This is a genomic window from Dyella humicola (assembly GCF_026283945.1).
GTDB classification, from domain to species: Bacteria; Pseudomonadota; Gammaproteobacteria; order Xanthomonadales; family Rhodanobacteraceae; genus Dyella; species Dyella humicola.
In genome coordinates this window covers 2,513,994-2,531,650 of the sequence record NZ_JAPDPC010000001.1, presented here as the reverse complement: position 1 = coordinate 2,531,650, position 17,657 = coordinate 2,513,994, and the positions used below count along the sequence as shown (strand labels likewise).

At 64.0% G+C, this 17,657-nt stretch carries 17 protein-coding genes; 10 read left to right on the top strand and 7 right to left on the bottom strand.

Annotated features, from left to right (window positions below):
* Window positions 1-95: 95 nt before the first annotated feature.
* Both xseA and OUZ30_RS11235 read right to left on the bottom strand, forming a co-directional pair.
* Window positions 96-1,490: an exodeoxyribonuclease VII large subunit gene (gene xseA / locus OUZ30_RS11240; RefSeq protein WP_266182414.1), complete on the bottom strand. Its 1,395-nt coding sequence runs from the start codon at window positions 1,488-1,490 to the stop codon at window positions 96-98.
* A 127-nt stretch (window positions 1,491-1,617) separates the two neighbouring features.
* Complete coding sequence (locus OUZ30_RS11235) at window positions 1,618-3,096, bottom strand: phospholipase D-like domain-containing protein (protein WP_266182413.1); 1,479 nt, start codon at window positions 3,094-3,096, stop codon at window positions 1,618-1,620.
* A gap of 102 nt (window positions 3,097-3,198) precedes the next feature.
* Here OUZ30_RS11235 and OUZ30_RS11230 point away from each other — a divergent pair, with 102 nt between their 5' ends.
* Complete coding sequence (locus tag OUZ30_RS11230) at window positions 3,199-5,169, top strand: acetyl-CoA hydrolase/transferase C-terminal domain-containing protein (protein ID WP_266182412.1); 1,971 nt, start codon at window positions 3,199-3,201, stop codon at window positions 5,167-5,169.
* On the opposite strand, the gene OUZ30_RS11225 is transcribed toward OUZ30_RS11230, so the two are convergent.
* Entirely contained in the window at window positions 5,166-5,867 is a 702-nt protein-coding gene (locus OUZ30_RS11225; protein ID WP_266182411.1) for a helix-turn-helix domain-containing protein, read from the bottom strand. The two genes, OUZ30_RS11230 and OUZ30_RS11225, sit on opposite strands and share 4 nt — an antisense overlap.
* A gap of 248 nt (window positions 5,868-6,115) precedes the next feature.
* Between OUZ30_RS11225 and ispG the strand changes: the two genes are divergently transcribed.
* The 8 genes from ispG to OUZ30_RS11185 all read left to right on the top strand — a co-directional run bounded on the left by ispG (window position 6,116) and on the right by OUZ30_RS11185 (window position 12,211).
* Entirely contained in the window at window positions 6,116-7,363 is a 1,248-nt protein-coding gene (gene ispG / locus OUZ30_RS11220) for a flavodoxin-dependent (E)-4-hydroxy-3-methylbut-2-enyl-diphosphate synthase (protein ID WP_266182410.1), read from the top strand.
* A gap of 10 nt (window positions 7,364-7,373) precedes the next feature.
* Window positions 7,374-8,045, top strand: a complete 672-nt coding sequence (locus OUZ30_RS11215) for a class I SAM-dependent methyltransferase (protein WP_266182409.1) — start codon at window positions 7,374-7,376, stop codon at window positions 8,043-8,045.
* 37 nt (window positions 8,046-8,082) lie between these two features.
* Complete coding sequence (locus OUZ30_RS11210) at window positions 8,083-8,376, top strand: DUF1905 domain-containing protein (RefSeq protein WP_266182408.1); 294 nt, start codon at window positions 8,083-8,085, stop codon at window positions 8,374-8,376.
* 114 nt (window positions 8,377-8,490) lie between these two features.
* Window positions 8,491-9,303 (top strand): HD-GYP domain-containing protein, encoded by an 813-nt coding sequence (locus tag OUZ30_RS11205; RefSeq protein ID WP_266182407.1) that lies wholly within the window; start codon window positions 8,491-8,493, stop codon window positions 9,301-9,303.
* A gap of 88 nt (window positions 9,304-9,391) precedes the next feature.
* Complete coding sequence (locus OUZ30_RS11200; RefSeq protein ID WP_266182406.1) at window positions 9,392-9,793, top strand: DUF350 domain-containing protein; 402 nt, start codon at window positions 9,392-9,394, stop codon at window positions 9,791-9,793.
* Between the two features lie 6 nt (window positions 9,794-9,799).
* The gene (locus OUZ30_RS11195) at window positions 9,800-10,276 is read left to right on the top strand and encodes a hypothetical protein (RefSeq protein WP_266182405.1); all 477 of its coding nucleotides are present in this window, start codon (window positions 9,800-9,802) and stop codon (window positions 10,274-10,276) included.
* Complete coding sequence (locus OUZ30_RS11190; RefSeq protein ID WP_266182404.1) at window positions 10,276-11,382, top strand: glutathionylspermidine synthase family protein; 1,107 nt, start codon at window positions 10,276-10,278, stop codon at window positions 11,380-11,382. Before OUZ30_RS11195 ends, OUZ30_RS11190 begins: the two co-directional genes overlap by 1 nt.
* Before the next feature lie 154 nt (window positions 11,383-11,536).
* Window positions 11,537-12,211: a MarC family NAAT transporter gene (locus OUZ30_RS11185; protein WP_266182403.1), complete on the top strand. Its 675-nt coding sequence runs from the start codon at window positions 11,537-11,539 to the stop codon at window positions 12,209-12,211.
* A gap of 93 nt (window positions 12,212-12,304) precedes the next feature.
* Here OUZ30_RS11185 and aat read toward each other — a convergent pair whose 3' ends face one another.
* Window positions 12,305-13,018, bottom strand: coding sequence for a leucyl/phenylalanyl-tRNA--protein transferase (gene aat, locus OUZ30_RS11180; RefSeq protein WP_266182402.1), 714 nt, complete (start codon window positions 13,016-13,018; stop codon window positions 12,305-12,307).
* Between the two features lie 108 nt (window positions 13,019-13,126).
* On the opposite strand from aat, the gene OUZ30_RS11175 reads away from it, so the two are divergent.
* Entirely contained in the window at window positions 13,127-14,533 is a 1,407-nt protein-coding gene (locus OUZ30_RS11175) for a serine hydrolase domain-containing protein (RefSeq protein ID WP_266182401.1), read from the top strand.
* Between the two features lie 23 nt (window positions 14,534-14,556).
* On the opposite strand, the gene OUZ30_RS11170 is transcribed toward OUZ30_RS11175, so the two are convergent.
* The 3 genes from OUZ30_RS11170 to trxB form a co-directional block, all read right to left on the bottom strand.
* Window positions 14,557-15,720 carry a GNAT family N-acetyltransferase gene (locus OUZ30_RS11170; RefSeq protein WP_266182400.1) on the bottom strand — a complete coding sequence of 388 codons (1,164 nt, stop codon included), beginning with the start codon at window positions 15,718-15,720 and terminating at the stop codon, window positions 14,557-14,559.
* Window positions 15,721-15,824: 104 nt separating this feature from the next.
* Entirely contained in the window at window positions 15,825-16,478 is a 654-nt protein-coding gene (locus OUZ30_RS11165) for a DsbA family protein (RefSeq protein ID WP_266182399.1), read from the bottom strand.
* Window positions 16,479-17,444, bottom strand: coding sequence for a thioredoxin-disulfide reductase (gene trxB / locus OUZ30_RS11160; protein ID WP_266182398.1), 966 nt, complete (start codon window positions 17,442-17,444; stop codon window positions 16,479-16,481).
* Window positions 17,445-17,657 lie beyond the last annotated feature (213 nt).

Genomic DNA, 17,657 nt, shown 5'->3' with positions numbered 1-17,657 from the left:
AAGCGCGAAGGATGCGATACAAATCGTTCACGCCACGTGAGGCGCGAGGGCTCTGAATGGGTGGGGCCAAAGCTTGCGTCGTGGACGTGACGGCCTCACGGCTCGATGGACTCGTCGCCTGCGGGGCGTGCCCTGACGGAGAGCGGCAATTCACCATCGGCGAGGCGCGCGCGCAAGGGTGTGCCTGGCTCGACATGCTGTGCCGAGCGCAGGACCTTGCCTTCCGCATCGAACAAAATGGCGTAACCGCGTTCCAGCGTGGCAAGCGGACTGACCGCATGCATGGCGCGGCCGACTTGTTGCAGGGTCAGGCGATCGCGTTCGAGGCGTCGTTCGACCGACTGGCGCAGGCGTTGGCGAAGTTCCGTCACGCGGCGTTGCAGCAGTTGCAGGCGCAGGCGCGGATGCTGGGCCAGCAAGCTTGCGTGCACGCGGTCCAAGGTGGCGCGGCGGCTCTGTGTCTGTTCGCGTTGGATCCCAATCAGGCGCCTTTGCAGGTGCTGCAATCGCTCGCGGTCGCGGGTCAGGCGCGCTTGCGGCCGTTGTGCCTGCAAGCGCGCAAACAGGTGATCGACGCGTTGAATACGCGATTGCAGTCGGCGCTGTTCCAGTGTGATCAGGCGCTGTTGCAGTTGCTGCAAGTGGCGCTGCAAGGCAAGCGCATCGGGCACCAATAATTCGGCAGCAGCGGACGGCGTGGGTGCGCGCAGGTCGGCGACGAAATCGGCGATGCTGAAGTCGATCTCATGGCCAACGGCCGACACCACCGGCACCGCGCTGGCGTGAATGGCGCGGGCGACCTGCTCGTCGTTGAAGGCCCACAAGTCTTCCAGCGAACCACCGCCACGGGTCAGCAGCAACACATCGTAGCGGCCGCTGGCCGAAGCCCGGCGCAGCATGTTGACCATGGCTGGCGGCGCCTCGCGCCCCTGAACCGGCACGGGCAGCACGTCCACCTCGGCCAGCGGCCAGCGTCGCGACATCACGCTAAGCACGTCGCGGATGGCGGCGCCGGTGGCGGAGGTGATGACACCAATGCGGCGCGCATAACGGGGCAGGGCACGCTTGCGGGCGGGGTCGAACAAGCCTTCCGCATCGAGTCGAGCTTTGAGCTGTTCGAACTCGCGTTGCAAGGCGCCTTCGCCGGCCAGCTCCATATGCTCGGCGACGAGCTGGAATTCGCCACGCGGCTCATACAGGCCAACCCGGGCACGCACCAGCACGTGCAGGCCGTCGACGGGCTTGAACTTCAGCCAGCCGCTCTTGGGGCGAAACATCGCGCAGCGCACCTGGGCGCCACTGTCCTTCAGCGTGAAATACAAATGCCCCGACGCGGGTCGTGCCACGTTGGACAGCTCGCCCTCGATCCAGATCAACGGCAGCGCGTCTTCCAGCAGATCGCGCACCAGCCGGTTGAGCGAGCTGGGGGTCAGGATGTGGCGCGGTGGAGCGCCACCTTGATCAGCCGTGTAGTCGTCGGACGCGTGCATGGAGGCGCGAGCCTAGCACGGACCATCCGACTGGTATTGCTTGGATTACATCCGCTTGCCCGCTCATGCATAGTCTGGCCATGAGGCAGTCTTCCTAATTCATTGAATATAAACGATAGCGGTCAGGTCAGGCGGCTTCGTCGGCATCGGCCGCTCGCTGCCGGGAGCGTCGGCGCAGGCGCCAGGCCCGAACGCCGAAATTGATCGCGAACCAGGCGCAGAGCAAGCCCAGCGGCCAGCCCAGGACAGCGGGCCAGGCGATCTCGAGCACGGCCAGCAGGGTCAGGACCAGTGCGCCAGCGACTAGCGGGCCGGTCGAGGTATCGCCCAGCACACGCCGGTCCGTCAGCGCCGCGCCCATGGTATTGGCGATGCGTAGAGCCCCCGCAGCGGCGCGCCCGGAGCTGCCGCCCGCACGGCGCGGACGGGGCGGTCGCGCCGTGCTGCTCTGCACGTGATCAGCGCGCCGGCTCCAGCGCCGTGGAGCCAGCACGATCTCGGTCGCCTTGCCCAGGTCCTGTTCGTACTGGGAAGCAAGGCGTTGGGCGAAGTCGGCATCTTCGACGGCCACGTCGATCTCGCGGTTACTCAGCCAGCTTGCGATGTTGAGATTGGACGAGCCGACGCGCGCCCATTGGCCATCGGCCACCGCGGTCTTGGCATGCAGCATCGAGCCGTTCCATTCGAACACGCGGATGCCCGCCTTGAGCAGCGGTCGATAACCCGAACGTGACATGTTGGCCACCAAGGGGATGTCGCTGCTGCCCGGAACCAGCAAGCGCACGTCGACGCCATCGCGGGCAGCCGCTGCGAGCGCCTGCACATAAGGCGCGACGCCGATGAAATAGGCGTCGGTAAGCCAGAGCGTCTTGCGCGCCATCGCGGCAATCAGCTGGTCGAGGCGATACATGCCGGCCGTGGCAGGCTGTGTGGCGATAACGCGCAAGGCCACCGAGCCGATCGGTGTCACCTGATCAGGCGGCGCGAGTGGCGGCAAAGGCAGGCCGATGCTGGACCAGCTTTCCGCAAAAGCATGTTCCAGTTCGGCTACCGCCGGCCCGCGCACAGCGACGCCGGTATCCCGCCATGGCGCCACCTTGCGCGTCGCATCGCCCAACCATTTCTGGCTGAGGCATACGCCGGAGAGAAAGCCCTGCCGGCCATCCACCACCAGTAGTTTGCGATGGTCGCGACTGATCCAGCCGAACGGATGGCCTAGCCGTATCGGATTGAAGACGCGTACATGGCCGCCGGCGCTGCGCAGTGGCGTCCAGAAGCTGGCCCGGGACTGTCCCTTGCAACCGAGCCAGTCGTAGATCACCGCAACGTATACGCCGCGCCGCGCACACTCGACCAGCGCATCACGGAAGGCGTGTCCCACCTCGTCGTCGCGGACGATGTAGTTCTCCAACAGCACGCGCTGCCTGGCGCTGCGGATGGCAGCGAGCCATGCCTCGAAGTGGGCGGCGGCATCGATGAGCAGATCCACTGAATTACCGCCAAGTAGTGGTGCGCCAGCGGCGCGGCTCAGAGCTTGTTCGGCGAGTAGACGGGCGGGTGCGGATGCAAGCGGCGGCGTCGTAGTCATGGGGCGAGTGTAGGGCATGGTTGCCGGCTGTCTTCAAATCATGTTCACCCGAACAGTGTCACGAATACGCGACACGACCCGTGCATGTCGTTCCCTCGATCCTTCTGCCATGATCATTCCATGTCGCCAGAGCATTGCTATACCGACACCGAGGCCTGCGCACACCACCTTGCCGAACGGCTGGGACCTGATCTGCGCGTTGCCGCACCGCTCGGCCTGGGCAAGCCGCATGGCCTGCTGAACGCGCTTTACCAGCTGACGACGGCCGATACGTCGCGTTCGCTGTCGCTCTACACCGCACTGTCGCTGACCCGGCCGCACCCGGTACCGGGCCTGGAGGCGCGCTTTAGCGGGCCTTTCCTGGCGCGACATTTCGGCGACGACGCGGTGGACCCGCAGTACGCGGTCGACCAGGCTCGCAACGCCTTGCCCACGAACGTGGCGGTGCATGAGTTCTATATGCAGTCCGGCGCACTGCTCGGCTCGTCGACGGCACAGCGCAATTACATCAGCCAAAACTACACGCAGGTTGCGCGTGATCTCGCGGTGCAGGACATCAACCTGCTGGTGCAACTGGTGGCGCGGCGGGAGACGGCGGAAGGCGTGCGTTACAGTCTTTCATGCAACCCCGACCTGACGCTCGATTTCATCGACCAGGTGGTGCAGGCCGGCAAGCCACGCCCCGTGTGCGTGGCAGTGGTGCACCCGGGCTTACCCTACATAAGCGGGCACGCCGAGGTGGCTCAGGACTATTTTGACCTTGAGCTTTGCCCCGAAACTTCGCCACCACTGTTCGCCGTGCCACGCCAACCGGTCGACCTCGCCGAATACGCCTTGGGCCTGCATGCCAGTGCGCTGGTCAAGGACGGCGGTTGCCTGCAGATCGGCATTGGCGTGTTGTCGGATGCCCTGGTCTACGCGCTTCGGTTGCGGCAACTGGACAACACGCCATGGCGCCGCGCGCTGGTTGCCATCGATCCCCGTGGCGGTACCCATGCGCTGGCCGCGCGCATGGGCGGGCTCTCGCCGTTTCGCGCTGGCTTGTATGGCGCCAGCGAGATGGTGATGGATGGCTTCATGCACCTGCAGCGCGCCGGCATATTGAAGCGGCGTGCCTGGGACAACATCGCGCTTGAGCGCGCCGCTGCCTGTGGACGACTGTCACCCGAAACACCGGGCGGCCACTATCTCAGGGGAGCGTTTTTCCTGGGTTCGCACGAACTATACGAGTGGTTGGCCGCGATGGAAGCGGAGGATTCCGATGCCATCGACATGTGTCGCGTGTCCAACGTCAACCAGCTCTATGGCGATCATCAGGTGCTCGCATCCATGCAGCGCCGCGGCGCTCGCTTCTTCAATACCTGCATGATGGCCACCTTGTTGGGTTCGGCTGTTTCCGACGGGCTGGAGAATGGCGAGGTCGTGAGCGGCGTGGGTGGACAGTACAACTTCGTGGCCATGGCGCATGAACTGGCCGATGGCCGTTCGGTGCTGCTGTTGCGTTCCACCCGGCGCGGTCGTGCTGGCGTCGAAACCAATATCCGCTGGAATTACGGTCACACCACGATTCCGCGCCATCTGCGCGACATGTATGTCACCGAGTACGGGGTTGCCGACCTGCGCGGCAAGACCGATAGCGAATGCATCGAGGCGATGCTGGCGATCAGCGATGCCCGCTTTCTCGACGCGCTTTGCGCCGAGGCCAAAGCGCACGGCAAGCTGGCGGCGGACTTCCAGATTCCGGAACGCTGGCGCAACAACCGGCCCGAATTTCTGCGCGAGGCCCTGGCGCCATGGCAGCGCAAGGGCTTGCTGCCGGCGTTCCCGTTCGGCAGTGACTTTACCGAGGTGGAGCAGCGCCTGTTGCCCGCACTCAAGTGGCTGCAGGCAGCCAGCGGAACGTGGCACGGCAAGCTCGGCATCGTGGCTGCGCTGATGCGGCCGGGTGCCGCCGTCGATGGCGAGCAGGAAGCCCTGGAACGCATGGGCCTCGCCCAGCCAGGTAGCCTGCGCGAACGCTTGCTTCGACGTCTGATGGCAGCCGCATTGCGGCGCGTCCATCAGGCGTCGAGTCAGCGTCTCCCGAGTTAGTGCATCAAGAGCGACTGGCCCAGGTCGCGCAGGCCTTCGAGGTCCAGCAGGTTGAGTCCATGCCGGTCGAGCTGGATCAGGCCACGCTGGCGGAATCGGCCCAGCAAGCGACTTACCGTTTCGGTGGTCAGGCGCAGATGGTTGCCGATATCGCCGCGCGACATCGGCAGTGGCAGGTGGTCCGTGGACAGACCCAGCGTCTCGCGGCGATCGCGCAAATCAACCAGGAACGCGGCGAACCGTTCTTCCGCCAGGTAGTTACCGCCACTCATCTGCAAATGCGAGATACGGTGGCTGGCTGCGTGCATCAGGTGCCATGGCACGTCGGGCTGCTCCGCGGCGATCTGACGGATGGCGTTGAACGGGAAACGGCAAAATTGCGTCTTGCCAAGGGCGACCACGGCATTGTCGTGGTGCTCGCGGTCAATCGCGTCCAGCCCGATCATTTCGCCAGGCAGATGGAATGCCAGCACCTGCTCACGGCCCGAGATATCCACCGCGACCGTCTTGGCCATGCCTGTCTGCACCGCGTAGATGGCGCGGAAGGGCGATAGTGGCCGGTACAGGTACTCGCCCGTGCGCAGCGGGCCGATACGCTCGGCAATATGGCGCAGGCCGGATAGCTCCGCACGATCGTAACCGCTGGCCTGACAGACGGATGCATGACCACACCCGGCGCAGCTCTGGGAGGGCGTCATACGGGTTTCTTGGCGTTGGGATGAGTGTGTGGGGAACATGGCGGTTCAGGCTTCCTTTTCCGGGCTGGTTTCCAGGCTTCCATCTTCCACGCTGACCGCGGGATTGGGGCCCTCTGCGCCGTTTTGCCACACGATTTTGTCGGGGTTTGAGGCTTTTTAAGGTCTGCTAGGGTGTGCGTTGCCGTTCGGTTATCCTCTATCGGTCGCCGCCTCATGCTTGCGGCCTTGGTGCCTGATCGACCCATCCTATGAGTGATACCTCTTCCTCCCCGCGTACCGCCCAGCGTCGACCCAGCGTGGGTGTCAAGATTGGCAAGATCACCGTTGGCGGCGGCGCACCCATCGTGGTGCAGTCGATGACCAACACCGATACGGAGGACCCGGCAAGCACGGCCAAGCAGATCGCCGAGCTGGCGCGCGCCGGTTCGGAGCTGGTGCGCATCACGGTGAACACGCCCGCCGCGGCCGCGGCCGTGCCGCGTATCCGGGAGAAGTTGGAGATGATGGGCGTGGACGTGCCCATCATCGGCGACTTCCATTACAACGGCCATCAGCTGCTGGAAGCCGAGCCCGCCTGCGCCGAGGCGCTGGCCAAGTACCGCATCAATCCGGGCAATGTCGGTTTCGGCAAGAAAAAGGACAGCCAGTTCGCCTCGATCATCGAGATGGCGCTGCGCTACGACAAGCCGGTGCGTATTGGCGCCAATTGGGGTTCGCTCGACCAGAGCATGGTGGCCATGCTGATGGACGAAAATCACCAGCGCGCCGAGCCCTGGGATGCCTCGCATGTGGCACGCGAGGCCTTGATCCGTTCGGCGCTGGATTCGGCGCAGCGCGCGGAAGACATCGGCCTGCCGCGCGAGCGCATCATTCTCTCGTGCAAGGTCTCTGGCGTGCAGGAGTTGATCTCGGTTTACCGCGATATCGCGGGGCGCTGCGACTACGCCTTGCACCTGGGCCTCACTGAAGCTGGCATGGGCTCGAAGGGCATTACGGCGTCGGCCGCCGCGCTGGCGGTGCTGTTGCAGGAAGGCATCGGCGACACCATCCGCATCTCGTTGACGCCGGAACCTGGCGCATCGCGCACGGGCGAAGTGATTGTGGCGCAGGAGTTGCTGCAGACCATGGGCTTGCGCGCGTTCACGCCACTGGTCACCGCTTGCCCGGGCTGCGGGCGCACCACCAGCGAATTCTTCCAGGTGCTGGCGCGCACCGTGCAGACGCATGTGCGTGAGCAAATGCCTTTGTGGCGAGTGCAGTACGACGGCGTGGAGAATCTGACGCTGGCGGTGATGGGTTGCGTGGTCAACGGTCCAGGCGAGTCCAAGCACGCCAATATCGGCATTTCCTTGCCGGGCAATGGGGAGGCGCCGTCCGCACCGGTGTTTATCGACGGCGAAAAGGCGATGACCTTGCGTGGCGACAATATTGCCGGCGAATTCATCGGCATTCTCGACCGTTACGTTGCCACCAAATTCGCCAGCCGCGTCGGCTGAAGCACCGGCCATGACGACGTCGTCGAGCGAAGGGCAAATCCTCGACGCCTGGGAGGTCAATGCGCGTGCCTGGGAGCGGGCTGTGCGCGACCGGCGCATCGAGAGCCGCCGGCTGGTTACCGACCAGGCCATCGTCGATGCGGTGCTGTCACGCTCGCCGCGGAGGGTCATCGACCTGGGTTGCGGCGAAGGCTGGCTGGCGCGGACCTTGGCGGCCGAGGGCGTGCGGGTGGTCGGTGTGGACGTGGTGCCATCCCTGGTCGAGGCCGCCCGGTCACAAGATGGCGGCGAATTTCATCTGCTCTCCTACGCGGACGTAGCGGCCGGCGCGCTGAAACAGCGCGCCGATGTGGTCGTATGCAATTTCTCGCTGCTGGGCGAGGCGTCGGTGGATGAGTTGCTCGCCGCGGTGCCTAGCTTGCTCGAAGCTGGCGGCGTCCTGCTGGTGCAAACCCTGCATCCGCTGGCGGTCGCAGCCACGGAACCCTATCGCGATGGCTGGCGCGCGGGCTCCTGGGATGGTTGCGGCGAGGGTTTCGCCACGCCGGCACCGTGGTACTTCCGCACGCTAGGCGGCTGGTTGGCTGCCTTCATGGCCGCCGGCCTGGAACTCTTGCGTATCGATGAACCCCTGCACCCTCGCACTGGACGCCCCGCGTCCGTTATCTTCACGGCGGGGTAACTCTGAGACTTTAGGCAGGCTCTAAGGGAGACGGGGGATGAACAGGCATCGCGCCGTGGCATTTCGTGCCGCCGTGCAGAGTGGTCACAACCAACGGCTTGTGCCGCTACCGTTCGATCCGGTGAACCAATGGTCCACGCCAGCGCGGCCACTGTGGAAATGCGGGCACGGCCATCGGGTCCGCGGTAGCCTCAATGGACAGAACTTTCAGGGCGCCGTGGTCGAGCGTGCCGGCGCTTTCTGGCTGTTGCTGGACGAGGCTTTATTTGCCGCCGCGGGCCTGGTCGTCGGGCAACTGGTCGACGTACTTATCGAGCCCGAAGAGATTTGATGTGACGCGCGACACAATACATACCCTGTCAATCCGCACGCTCAAGGGTATGCTCGCCTCCGGCATCCAGGGTCTGAGGTGATGCTGCAGGGGGTAAGTCGGCGTGAGGCAACGATGACGATCAAGCCGCAAATTCGCACCGTGATCATCTACGTCGTGGCCGCATGGTTGTGGATCGTGTTTTCGGACCGCGTGCTGTATGCGCTGGTGCACGACGCGCATGCGTTGAGCGTATTGCACAGCGTCAAGGCCTGCCTGTTCGTCCTGTGTACGGGCCTGCTGCTGTACTGGTTGATCGGGCGCGACATGCGGCGCCTGGATAACCTCAATCACATGCTGGTGAACGGCAATGAGCAATCGTTGCGCGCACTGGTGTCGGCGATGGATATCCGGCACAAGGAAACCAGTGATCACTCCGAACGCGTGATGCGCATGACGGTGGCGCTGGCGCGCCGCGTCGGCCTGGAGGGCGACGCGTTACGCCATGTGCGGTTTGGCGCCTTGCTCCACGACATCGGCAAGCTGGCTTTGCCGGATGCGATCCTGATCAAGCCCGGCCCACTCGACGCGGACGAGATGACGCTTATGCGTACTCACACGACGCTCGGCCGGGACTTGATGATGCGTACGGCGTTCCTGCGACCGGCCATCGATATTCCTCATGCGCACCATGAGCGCTGGGACGGCACCGGTTATCCGCGTGGCCTGCGTGGCGAAGAGATACCGTTGGCGGCGCGCATCTTCAGTGTGGTCGACGTATGGGATGCGTTGAGCTATCCGCGCATCTACAAATCCGCATGGCCGGAGCACGAAGTGCTGGACTATCTGCGCAACGCCGCCGGCGCTCAGCTCGACCCCCAGATCGTGGGCTTGTTTCTGGAGCACTACGACGACATGAAGGCGATTGGCCTGGACGGCGCTCACTGAGCTGACAGCGGCGCACTGGACGTCCCGCCGGACCCCTGCGCTACACTCCGGTAATGCTCGGGACGGGCGCGTTTACAGGGAAATGATCGTGCTGTCGTATCTTTCAACGCTGCCGGCGTTTGCCGCGTATTTCGGTTTCGGCGTCAGTTTTCTCGCGATCTTTTGCACCGTCCATATCTGGCTGACGCCACAACGCGAACTTGAGCTTATTCGGCATGGCAATCAGGCGGCAGCCATCAGCCTGGCCGGTGCCCTGCTTGGTTTTGTCGCGCCGCTGGCCAGCGCCATAGCGCACAGTGTCAGTCTGCCGGACCTCGCCGTCTGGGGCATGGTCTCCCTGGTCGTTCAATGGCTGGCCCACGTGGCCATGCGCTTGCTGATTCACGACCTGGCCGGGCAGATCGAGTCCGACAATCGCGCTGTCGCCGTGTTGGCTGCTGGGGTCGCCGTGGCGGTGGGTGTCGTCAACGCCGCAGCGATGACCTCGTAGCGCCTCATGAGCTACCCACAGAAACCTGGCGGTCCGGGCGAATGGCGTCCCTCCAGCATCCCTCCCGCTCGGCGTGATGCGCAGTTTCGGCCACTCCCGGCACGCCCGCAGAAGCGCTCACTTGCGGTGCCCTTGGCAGCCTTGGGCGGCGTGGCCGTCGTTGGGCTATCCGTCCTGAGTCACGGTCAGGACGTGCAGCGCAATCGTTACGACAACTTTGAAAGTTGCGTTCACGACTACTCCACTGGCCAGTGCGAGGAAGACACGCCGGTCGGTTCGAACGGTGGCGGACTTCACTATTACGGTCCCTGGTATCGCAGTAACGGCGGCGGTAATGCGGCTGATCCGGGGTCGGGCCGCACATTGGGTGCGAGCGGCGGGGGATTCGTCGCGGGTGGGTTGGCCGGAGGACCGAGTCAGGTGGAGCTCGGCACGCGAGGTGGCTTCGGCTCGTCCGGCCGCGTATCGGCGCGAGGCGGTTGATGCGGCGCGAGGCATGTAGTCCCCGCCCGGACTGGCGCGCGCGGCTTGAATCCCTCGGCTTCGCCTTTCATACCATTGACGGCCAACCGTACTGGCGGGAAGACGCTCGCTACATCTTCGAGGCACGGGAGATCGACGAGATCGAGGCCGCCACGAACGAGTTGCATGCATTGTGCCTTGAGGCGGTGGACCGGGTCGTTCGCAGCGGTCGCTATGACGCCCTGGGTATCGATACGCGTGCCGCCACCTTGGTTGAGCGCAGTTGGTGGGATCGCGAGCCAGCGTTGTATGGCCGCATGGATCTCGTCTACGACGGCAGTACGCCGCCACGCCTGCTCGAATACAACGCGGATACGCCGACCTCACTATTCGAGGCTTCGGTGGCCCAATGGTATTGGTTGCAGGACGTTGCGCCGGAGGCCGATCAGTTCAATGCGATCCACGAAGCCTTGGTCGAGCGCTGGAAGGTATTGCCCAAGGCGTCGCATGTTCATTTCGCGGCCTGCTATGACAGCACCGAGGACGCGGTTACGACGGACTACCTGCTCGATACCTGCCTGCAGGCAGGGCATCGCGCCACCGCGTTGGATATCGAACAGGTTGGTTGGTCGGGGCGTGAATTCATTGATCTCGACAACGCGCCGATTGCACGCTTGTTCAAACTCTATCCCTGGGAATGGCTGCTCGCTGAACCCTATGCCGCACACCTGCTGGAAGTTCCTCTGCGCTGGATGGAGCCAGCCTGGAAGATGTTGCTGTCGAACAAGGCCATCTTGCCGTTGCTATGGGAATTCTTTCCCGGACATCCGAACCTGCTTGCGGCCAGTCGGAGGCGCGCCGACATCGAGGGCGCTGTTGTGCGCAAACCCTGTTGGGGGCGGGAAGGGGCTGGCGTCATCGTGCTGGACGTGGATGCACCAGAACCCTGCACTGACGAGCCGTGCATCTATCAGGCGCTGGCGCCGCTGCCTGTTTTCGATAACAGGCATGCCCTGGTTGGCTCCTGGGTGATTGGCCATACCGCCGTAGGCATGGGTATGCGGGAAGACGCAGACCGCATTACCCGGAACACCAGCTGCTTCGTGCCACACCTGTTCGAACGGTGAACGGCGTCGCCGCCTTCATGCTGAAGTGATCCTTCCCATGACCCGCCTTCACGGATTCTTGTCGTAGGCAATGCGTATTTGTCCTGCCGGCTGTGGTTCGCTGGCGACCGCACAACGCGCTGGGCTTTGGACATCCCCAAGGAAGCAGGCCTCTATGCACACGTTGCTGGACAATGTCGCGCTGGGATTGCTGGGGCTGTTGCCGATCGCCAACCCGTTGACGAGTGCCACGGTGTTGCTGGCACTCACTGGCCGCTATCCGGACGCCGAGCGAAACAAGCAGATCAACCGGGCCACGATGTACGTGGTGATCATGCTGCTGCTTTGCTTTTACGCGGGGAACGCCATCATCAGTGGCTTCGGCATCTCGATTCCCGGGCTGCGCGTCGCTGGTGGGCTGATCGTGTCCTATATCGGCTTCGGCATGTTGTTCCCGCCCGCGCGCGTGGCGGAAGACGACGTGCAAGTGGAGATGGCGTCGAACGCCACCTCGACCAAGTTGAAAGACATCGCCTTCATTCCGCTGACCATGCCGTGTACCACCGGCCCTGGCACCATCGCTTTCATCATCAGTGCCTCGTCAGGCTTTCCAGGCAGCATGATGTCGCCCTTGGTGCATGCCTCGGTGATCATCACGGCCTTGCTATTCGCGCTGGTGTTCTGGGTGTGCCTGCGTGGTGCCACCAAGATCATGGGCTTCCTCGGTGAGACCGGCGTCGATGCCATGGCACGTCTGATGGGCTTTCTACTCGTATGCATTGGCGTGCAATTCATCATCAACGGGGTATCCGACTTGTTGCGCGGCTGGGGCTTTATCACGATTTCCTAGAGCGCCATGACGAATGGATGACCTCCGCCCAGAACGCATGCGCCCTGCACTGAACCCCCATGCTCGGGATGCGTTTCAGTCGCCACCCGCTCGCTACAGTTGCGCCAGCGGTGTGAACTCCGCCCACCGGCCTGGTTGTCCGGGCAGGTGGGTGATCTGCGCCACCATGCGCAGGAACTGTGCGCGCGGGTATTCCACTGCACCCAGCTGCAAGAGATGGGCGTTGGTGACCTGCGCATCGATCAGCGGGAAATCCCAGCGTTGCAACAACTTGGCGAGCGCCATCAAGGCCACGCGGGAACCGCCGCTTTGGGCGCTGAACATGGACTCGCCACAGAACAGGCGGCCGACGGCGATGCCGTAGATACCGCCCACCAGCCGATCGCCTTCCCATACTTCGACGCTGTGCGCGTGGCCCAGGTCGTAGAGGTGCGTATAGGCGTCGATCATCGCGGGCACGATCCAGGTGCCACTCTGGCTCGGCCTGGGTGCGGCGCAGGCCTCCACCACGTCGCGGAAGGCGTGATCGACGGTGATCCGCCACGACACCTGTGCCAGGCGTCGACGCAGGCTACGGTTGGGCTTGAGCGATTGCGTGTGGAATAGGCAGCGCGGATCGGGCGACCACCACAGCAGCGGCTCGTCCTCGTTGAACCAGGGGAAGATGCCCTGGGCATAGGCGGCCAGCAGGCGCCGCGGCGACAAATCGCCGCCAAAGGCCAGCAGGCCGTTGGGTTCGTTCAGGGCCTTGCGCGGATCGGGAAAGTGCTCCGGCCTGGCTGAATCGAGCAGGGGCAAGCGGATCATCGTGGCCCATCGGGTGAGTGCGGAATGGTCGGCCTGCGCCGCCCGACAGATGCTAACCGGATGACGATGTGATTAGCATGGTGGCATTCCCTAAGGTAAAGGATTCCCATGCAGCGACTTCCTTGGCTGATGTCCCTGTTGTGCGTTTCGCTGGCTGCGGCGGCCGTGCCCGCCGCCCCCGAAGTCGGCAAGCGCATCGACGCCGATGTCCACGCGGTGCTGCAGCGTACGGATACACCTGGCGCGGCCATCGCCGTCTTCAAGGACGGGCAGCTGGTTTATCGTCAGGCGTATGGATGGCGTGACCGTGACAGCCATCTCCCCGCCAGCGTGAATACCTGGTTTGAAATCGGATCGATCACCAAGCAGTTCACTGCGGCAGCGATCCTGCAGCTGCAGGAAGCCGGCAAGCTCTCGATCGATGCAAAGCTGGCCGCGTATCTTCCGGATGCCCCTCACGCCAACGAGGTGACCTTGCGGCAGCTGCTGTCACATACCAGCGGCCTGCCCGAGTACCTGGATGGGCCGGATATCGAGCAGGTGGCGACCAGGCCGGCCACCTTTGAAGAGTTGGTGGCGCGCATCAGGGACAAACCGCTCGATTTCGCGCCGGGTAGCCGCTGGTCGTACAGCAATACGGGTTACCTCATGTTGGGGCGCGTCATCGAACTGGTGTCGCAGGAGTCCTACCGGCATTACGTGCAAACCCATCTGCTCGATCGGGCCGGCATGACGCAGACCTTTACCGTCGCGGATGAGGGCCACCTTCCCGTGATGGCGGTTGGCTACCGGCATGCGCAAGGGAGACTGGAACGCGCACCCACGATTCACGACACGTTTGGCGGGGCGGCGGGCAATCTTGTGTCCACCCTGGACGATCTGGAGAAATGGAACCGGGCCTTGATGGGCGGCAAGATCGTCAGCCCCGCAGACTATGCGCTGATGAGTACGTCGGTGATGACGACGGAAAAGGGCAGCGCCGATTACGGACTCGGCCTGTTCGTCGACTCGATGGAAGGCCAGCCCCGGGTGGGGCACACGGGCGGTTCGTTCGGATTCACCACGGCCAATGAGTACTTTCCGAAGCAGGGCATTCGCATCATCGCCTTCACCAATAACGGCGATAACCCTGAGCCGGGCGAAATGCTCACGACGGCGATCTTCAACGAGCTGTATCCGGACATCTACGCCGCCATGCGCACGCCGGCGGCGGGAGAGGACGTGGCCATGACCGCTGCCGCCAGGACCACGTTCACGCAACTGCAGCGTGGTAACGAGGACTCCTCACGCTTCGGCTCCAAGCTCGATGCCAAGATGAAAGCCGGTCTGTCGGCACGCCTCGCCAAGCAGTTCTCGCCTTACGGCGCGCCAACGGGGTTCATCTTCAAAGGCCAACGCGTGGACGGGGCCGTGACGTGGTTTGATTACCTGATCCAGTTCGGGCCGGGTAGCGTCCTGAAGTTTGGCCTGGGCATCGATGAGGCAGGCAAGGTGGCGTCGCTTTCATTCGGCTAGCGCGACGGCGCGGTGTCGCGATGTCAGCGTCTCGCGTAGGGACTATGCGACTGCAGATGCTGAGCATACTCCTCGACCGCCGCGTCCTCCTGGACGAGCGCCGCCCGCACGGCGGCGCGGAAATCCTCGTTCACCAGGTAATGGCGCGAAAAGGTTCGCACCGGCAGGAAGCCGCGAGCGAGCTTGTGTTCGCCCTGTGCCCCGGGCTCGAACCGTTGCAGCCCGTGGCGTATCGCGTACTCGATGCCCTGGTAGTAGCACAGCTCGAAGTGCAGTCCCGGCACGTCCACGTCACCACCCCAGTAGCGCCCGTACAAGGTGTCGTTGCTTTGCAGGAACAGCGCCATGGCGACGATGTCATGCCCATCGTGCGCCATGGCCACCTGCACTGAATCGCCCAGTGCCTCACCGAGCGTCAGGAAGAACTCGCGCGTCAGCGCTGCGTGGTTGCCCTTGGCGTCGAAGGTGGACTCGTAGAGTTCGTGAATCCGCTGCCATTCATTCACGCTCAGCCCACTGCCGCAGCGCATCTCGATGGCGAGTCCGCAGCTGGCCACGTGGCTGCGTTCCTGGCGGATGTTCTTTCGCTTCTTGTGGTTCAGCGCGGCAAGGAAATCGGCAAAGTCGGTGTGCTCGCGATTTTGCCAATGGAACTGAATGTCCGAGCGCGCGAGCCACTCGTCACCGAACGCGGCCAGTTCCTCCTCGCGCAGAAAATTCGCATGGACGGACGAGATATTCATGCGCTTGGCGAAGGTGGCCATCGCCGATGCGAGTGCCTGCCGCCTCGCCGCGGCCTGCGGCCCGGTGCCGGTCAGAAGGCGAGGGCCGGGCACGGGCGAGTAGGGTGCGGCGTTGAGCAACTTCGGATAGTAATCGCCGCCGGCCCGCTCCCAGGCGCTGGCCCAGCTCCAGTCGAAGACGAACTCACCGTGTGAATTGCCCTTGAGATAAAGCGGTGCAGCGGCGATGAGCTGGCCATCCTCGTACAGGCACAGATGATGTGCCTGCCAGCCCCAGTTCGCGCGAATGCAGCCGGTGCGCTCCAGCGCGGCGAGAAATGCGTGCGACACAAAGGGATTGTCGTCCGGCCGCAAGGCGTCCCACGCCTGGGCCGGAATATCGTCGATGCGGGAATGGAAGCGGACGTCGATCACGGTAGGCGCCGATGGGGCAAGTTCAGCCATCCTGAGCCAGCCCGCCAGCGTCACGGGCTTTATGACTAAACCGGATCCCGGCTTGCGCCGGGATAGCGGGCGGGGCCAGCGTCAAGCGGGCTGGCTGCATGCGCTCAATGTACCGCCGGCAGCAACGCGGCGATGCGATTGACGAAGGTGGTGGGCCGGCCGTAGTCGTAGTGATGCGGCAACAGCTGGCGCTTGCCGTGGATTTCCAGCGCAAGCGTGGGAAACCCCTGGCCGCCCAGTTCACCCAGCAGGCGACGGCTGCCCTGGATGTGCTCCAACGTCGGGGTGCCCTGGACCTTGGCGAAGGATTGCTGGAACGCCTCGCCATCCAGGCCCAGCGTCTCCGCCAGCTCGGTCAACACCGGCGGTTCCACGACGCGCAGACCTTGCTGATAGTGCGCGTTCTGTATCGCCACCAGCATCGGATACGCCTTGCCGGCATCGAGTGCCTCGGCGGCCAACACACCGGCAATCGGCGGCAGCGAGAACAGCACCGTGCCCTGTTCAGCCAGCAAGCCCTCTTGATACGCCTTGCCGAACGGCTGGCCGCTGAGCGAGGCGATGCGTTCGTCCGAATGCACGATGTGCTCGGCCAGCTCCGGTTCCAGCGTGCGTGGCTCATCGAACAGGCCGCCACCGTGTAGCTTCAGCGCAACGCGGTCGCCGAGCGTGTCGACCACCGCGCTGACCAGCGGCTGTGCGGCATAGCACCAGCCGCACAGCGGGTCATGGATGTAGTGCAGCGTGGCAACCGTCATTCAGGAGGCCGGGCCCTGCTGATCGAGCCAGCGTTCGGCGTCCAGTGCGGCCATGCAGCCGAAGCCGGCCGAGGTCACTGCCTGGCGGTACACATGGTCGGCCACATCGCCGGCGGCGAACACGCCCGCTACCGAGGTCATCGTCGCCATGCCGTTCAGGCCGGTGCGGATCTTGATATAGCCGTCATGCATGTCGAGCTGGCCATCAAAGATGCCGGTATTGGGCGTGTGACCGATGGCAACGAAAAAGCCCGTCGCGGCGATGTCACTGGTTTCGCCGGTGTTGAGGTCCTTGACGCGCACGCCGGTTACGCCGCTGTGGTCGCCCAGCACCTCGTCGACCGTGCTGTTCCACACCAGGTCGATCTTGCCGGCCGCGGCCTTCTCGAACAGCTTGTCCTGCATGATCTTCTCGGCGCGCAGCTTGTCGCGGCGATGGACCAGGGTGACCTTGCTGGCGATGTTGGACAGGTACAGGGCTTCCTCGACGGCGGTATTGCCGCCGCCGATCACCACCACTTCCTGCTCGCGAAAGAAGAAGCCGTCGCAGGTGGCGCAGGCGGACACGCCCTTGCCCTTGAAATGCTGCTCGCTGGCGATGCCCAGATACTTGGCGGTAGCGCCCGTGGCGATGATCAGCGCGTCACAGGTGTACTCGCCGGAGTCGCCCTTGAGGCGGAACGGGCGCTGCTTGAGATCCACCGTATGGATATGGTCGAACACCATCTCGGTATGGAAGCGCTCGGCGTGCTCGGCCATGCGCTGCATCAGCGCCGGACCCTGCAAACCTTCGACGTCACCCGGCCAATTGTCCACGTCCGTGGTCGTCATCAGCTGGCCGCCCTGCTGCAGGCCGGTGATCATGGTCGGCTTGAGATTGGCGCGAGCAGCGTAAACGGCAGCGGTGTAGCCGGCGGGGCCGCTGCCGAGGATCAGCAGGCGGCTGTGCTTGGTGACTGTGTTCATGCTTTCCTTCTATCCGCGTGGTGAGGCGGCAATGATCGGTGGTTTGGGTGGTGAAACCCAGCGTGGCGTGAGGCGACCATGCTCGGGTGACAGGCTGGCGGGGTGGCGTTTTCCCTAGGGGATGTTTGGCAGGTTTTACCCATTGCCATGGATATCCCTTTGACTTTCCTCGATATTCGCCCGGTGCTTTGGCGGCGCAACATGATGAAAGTG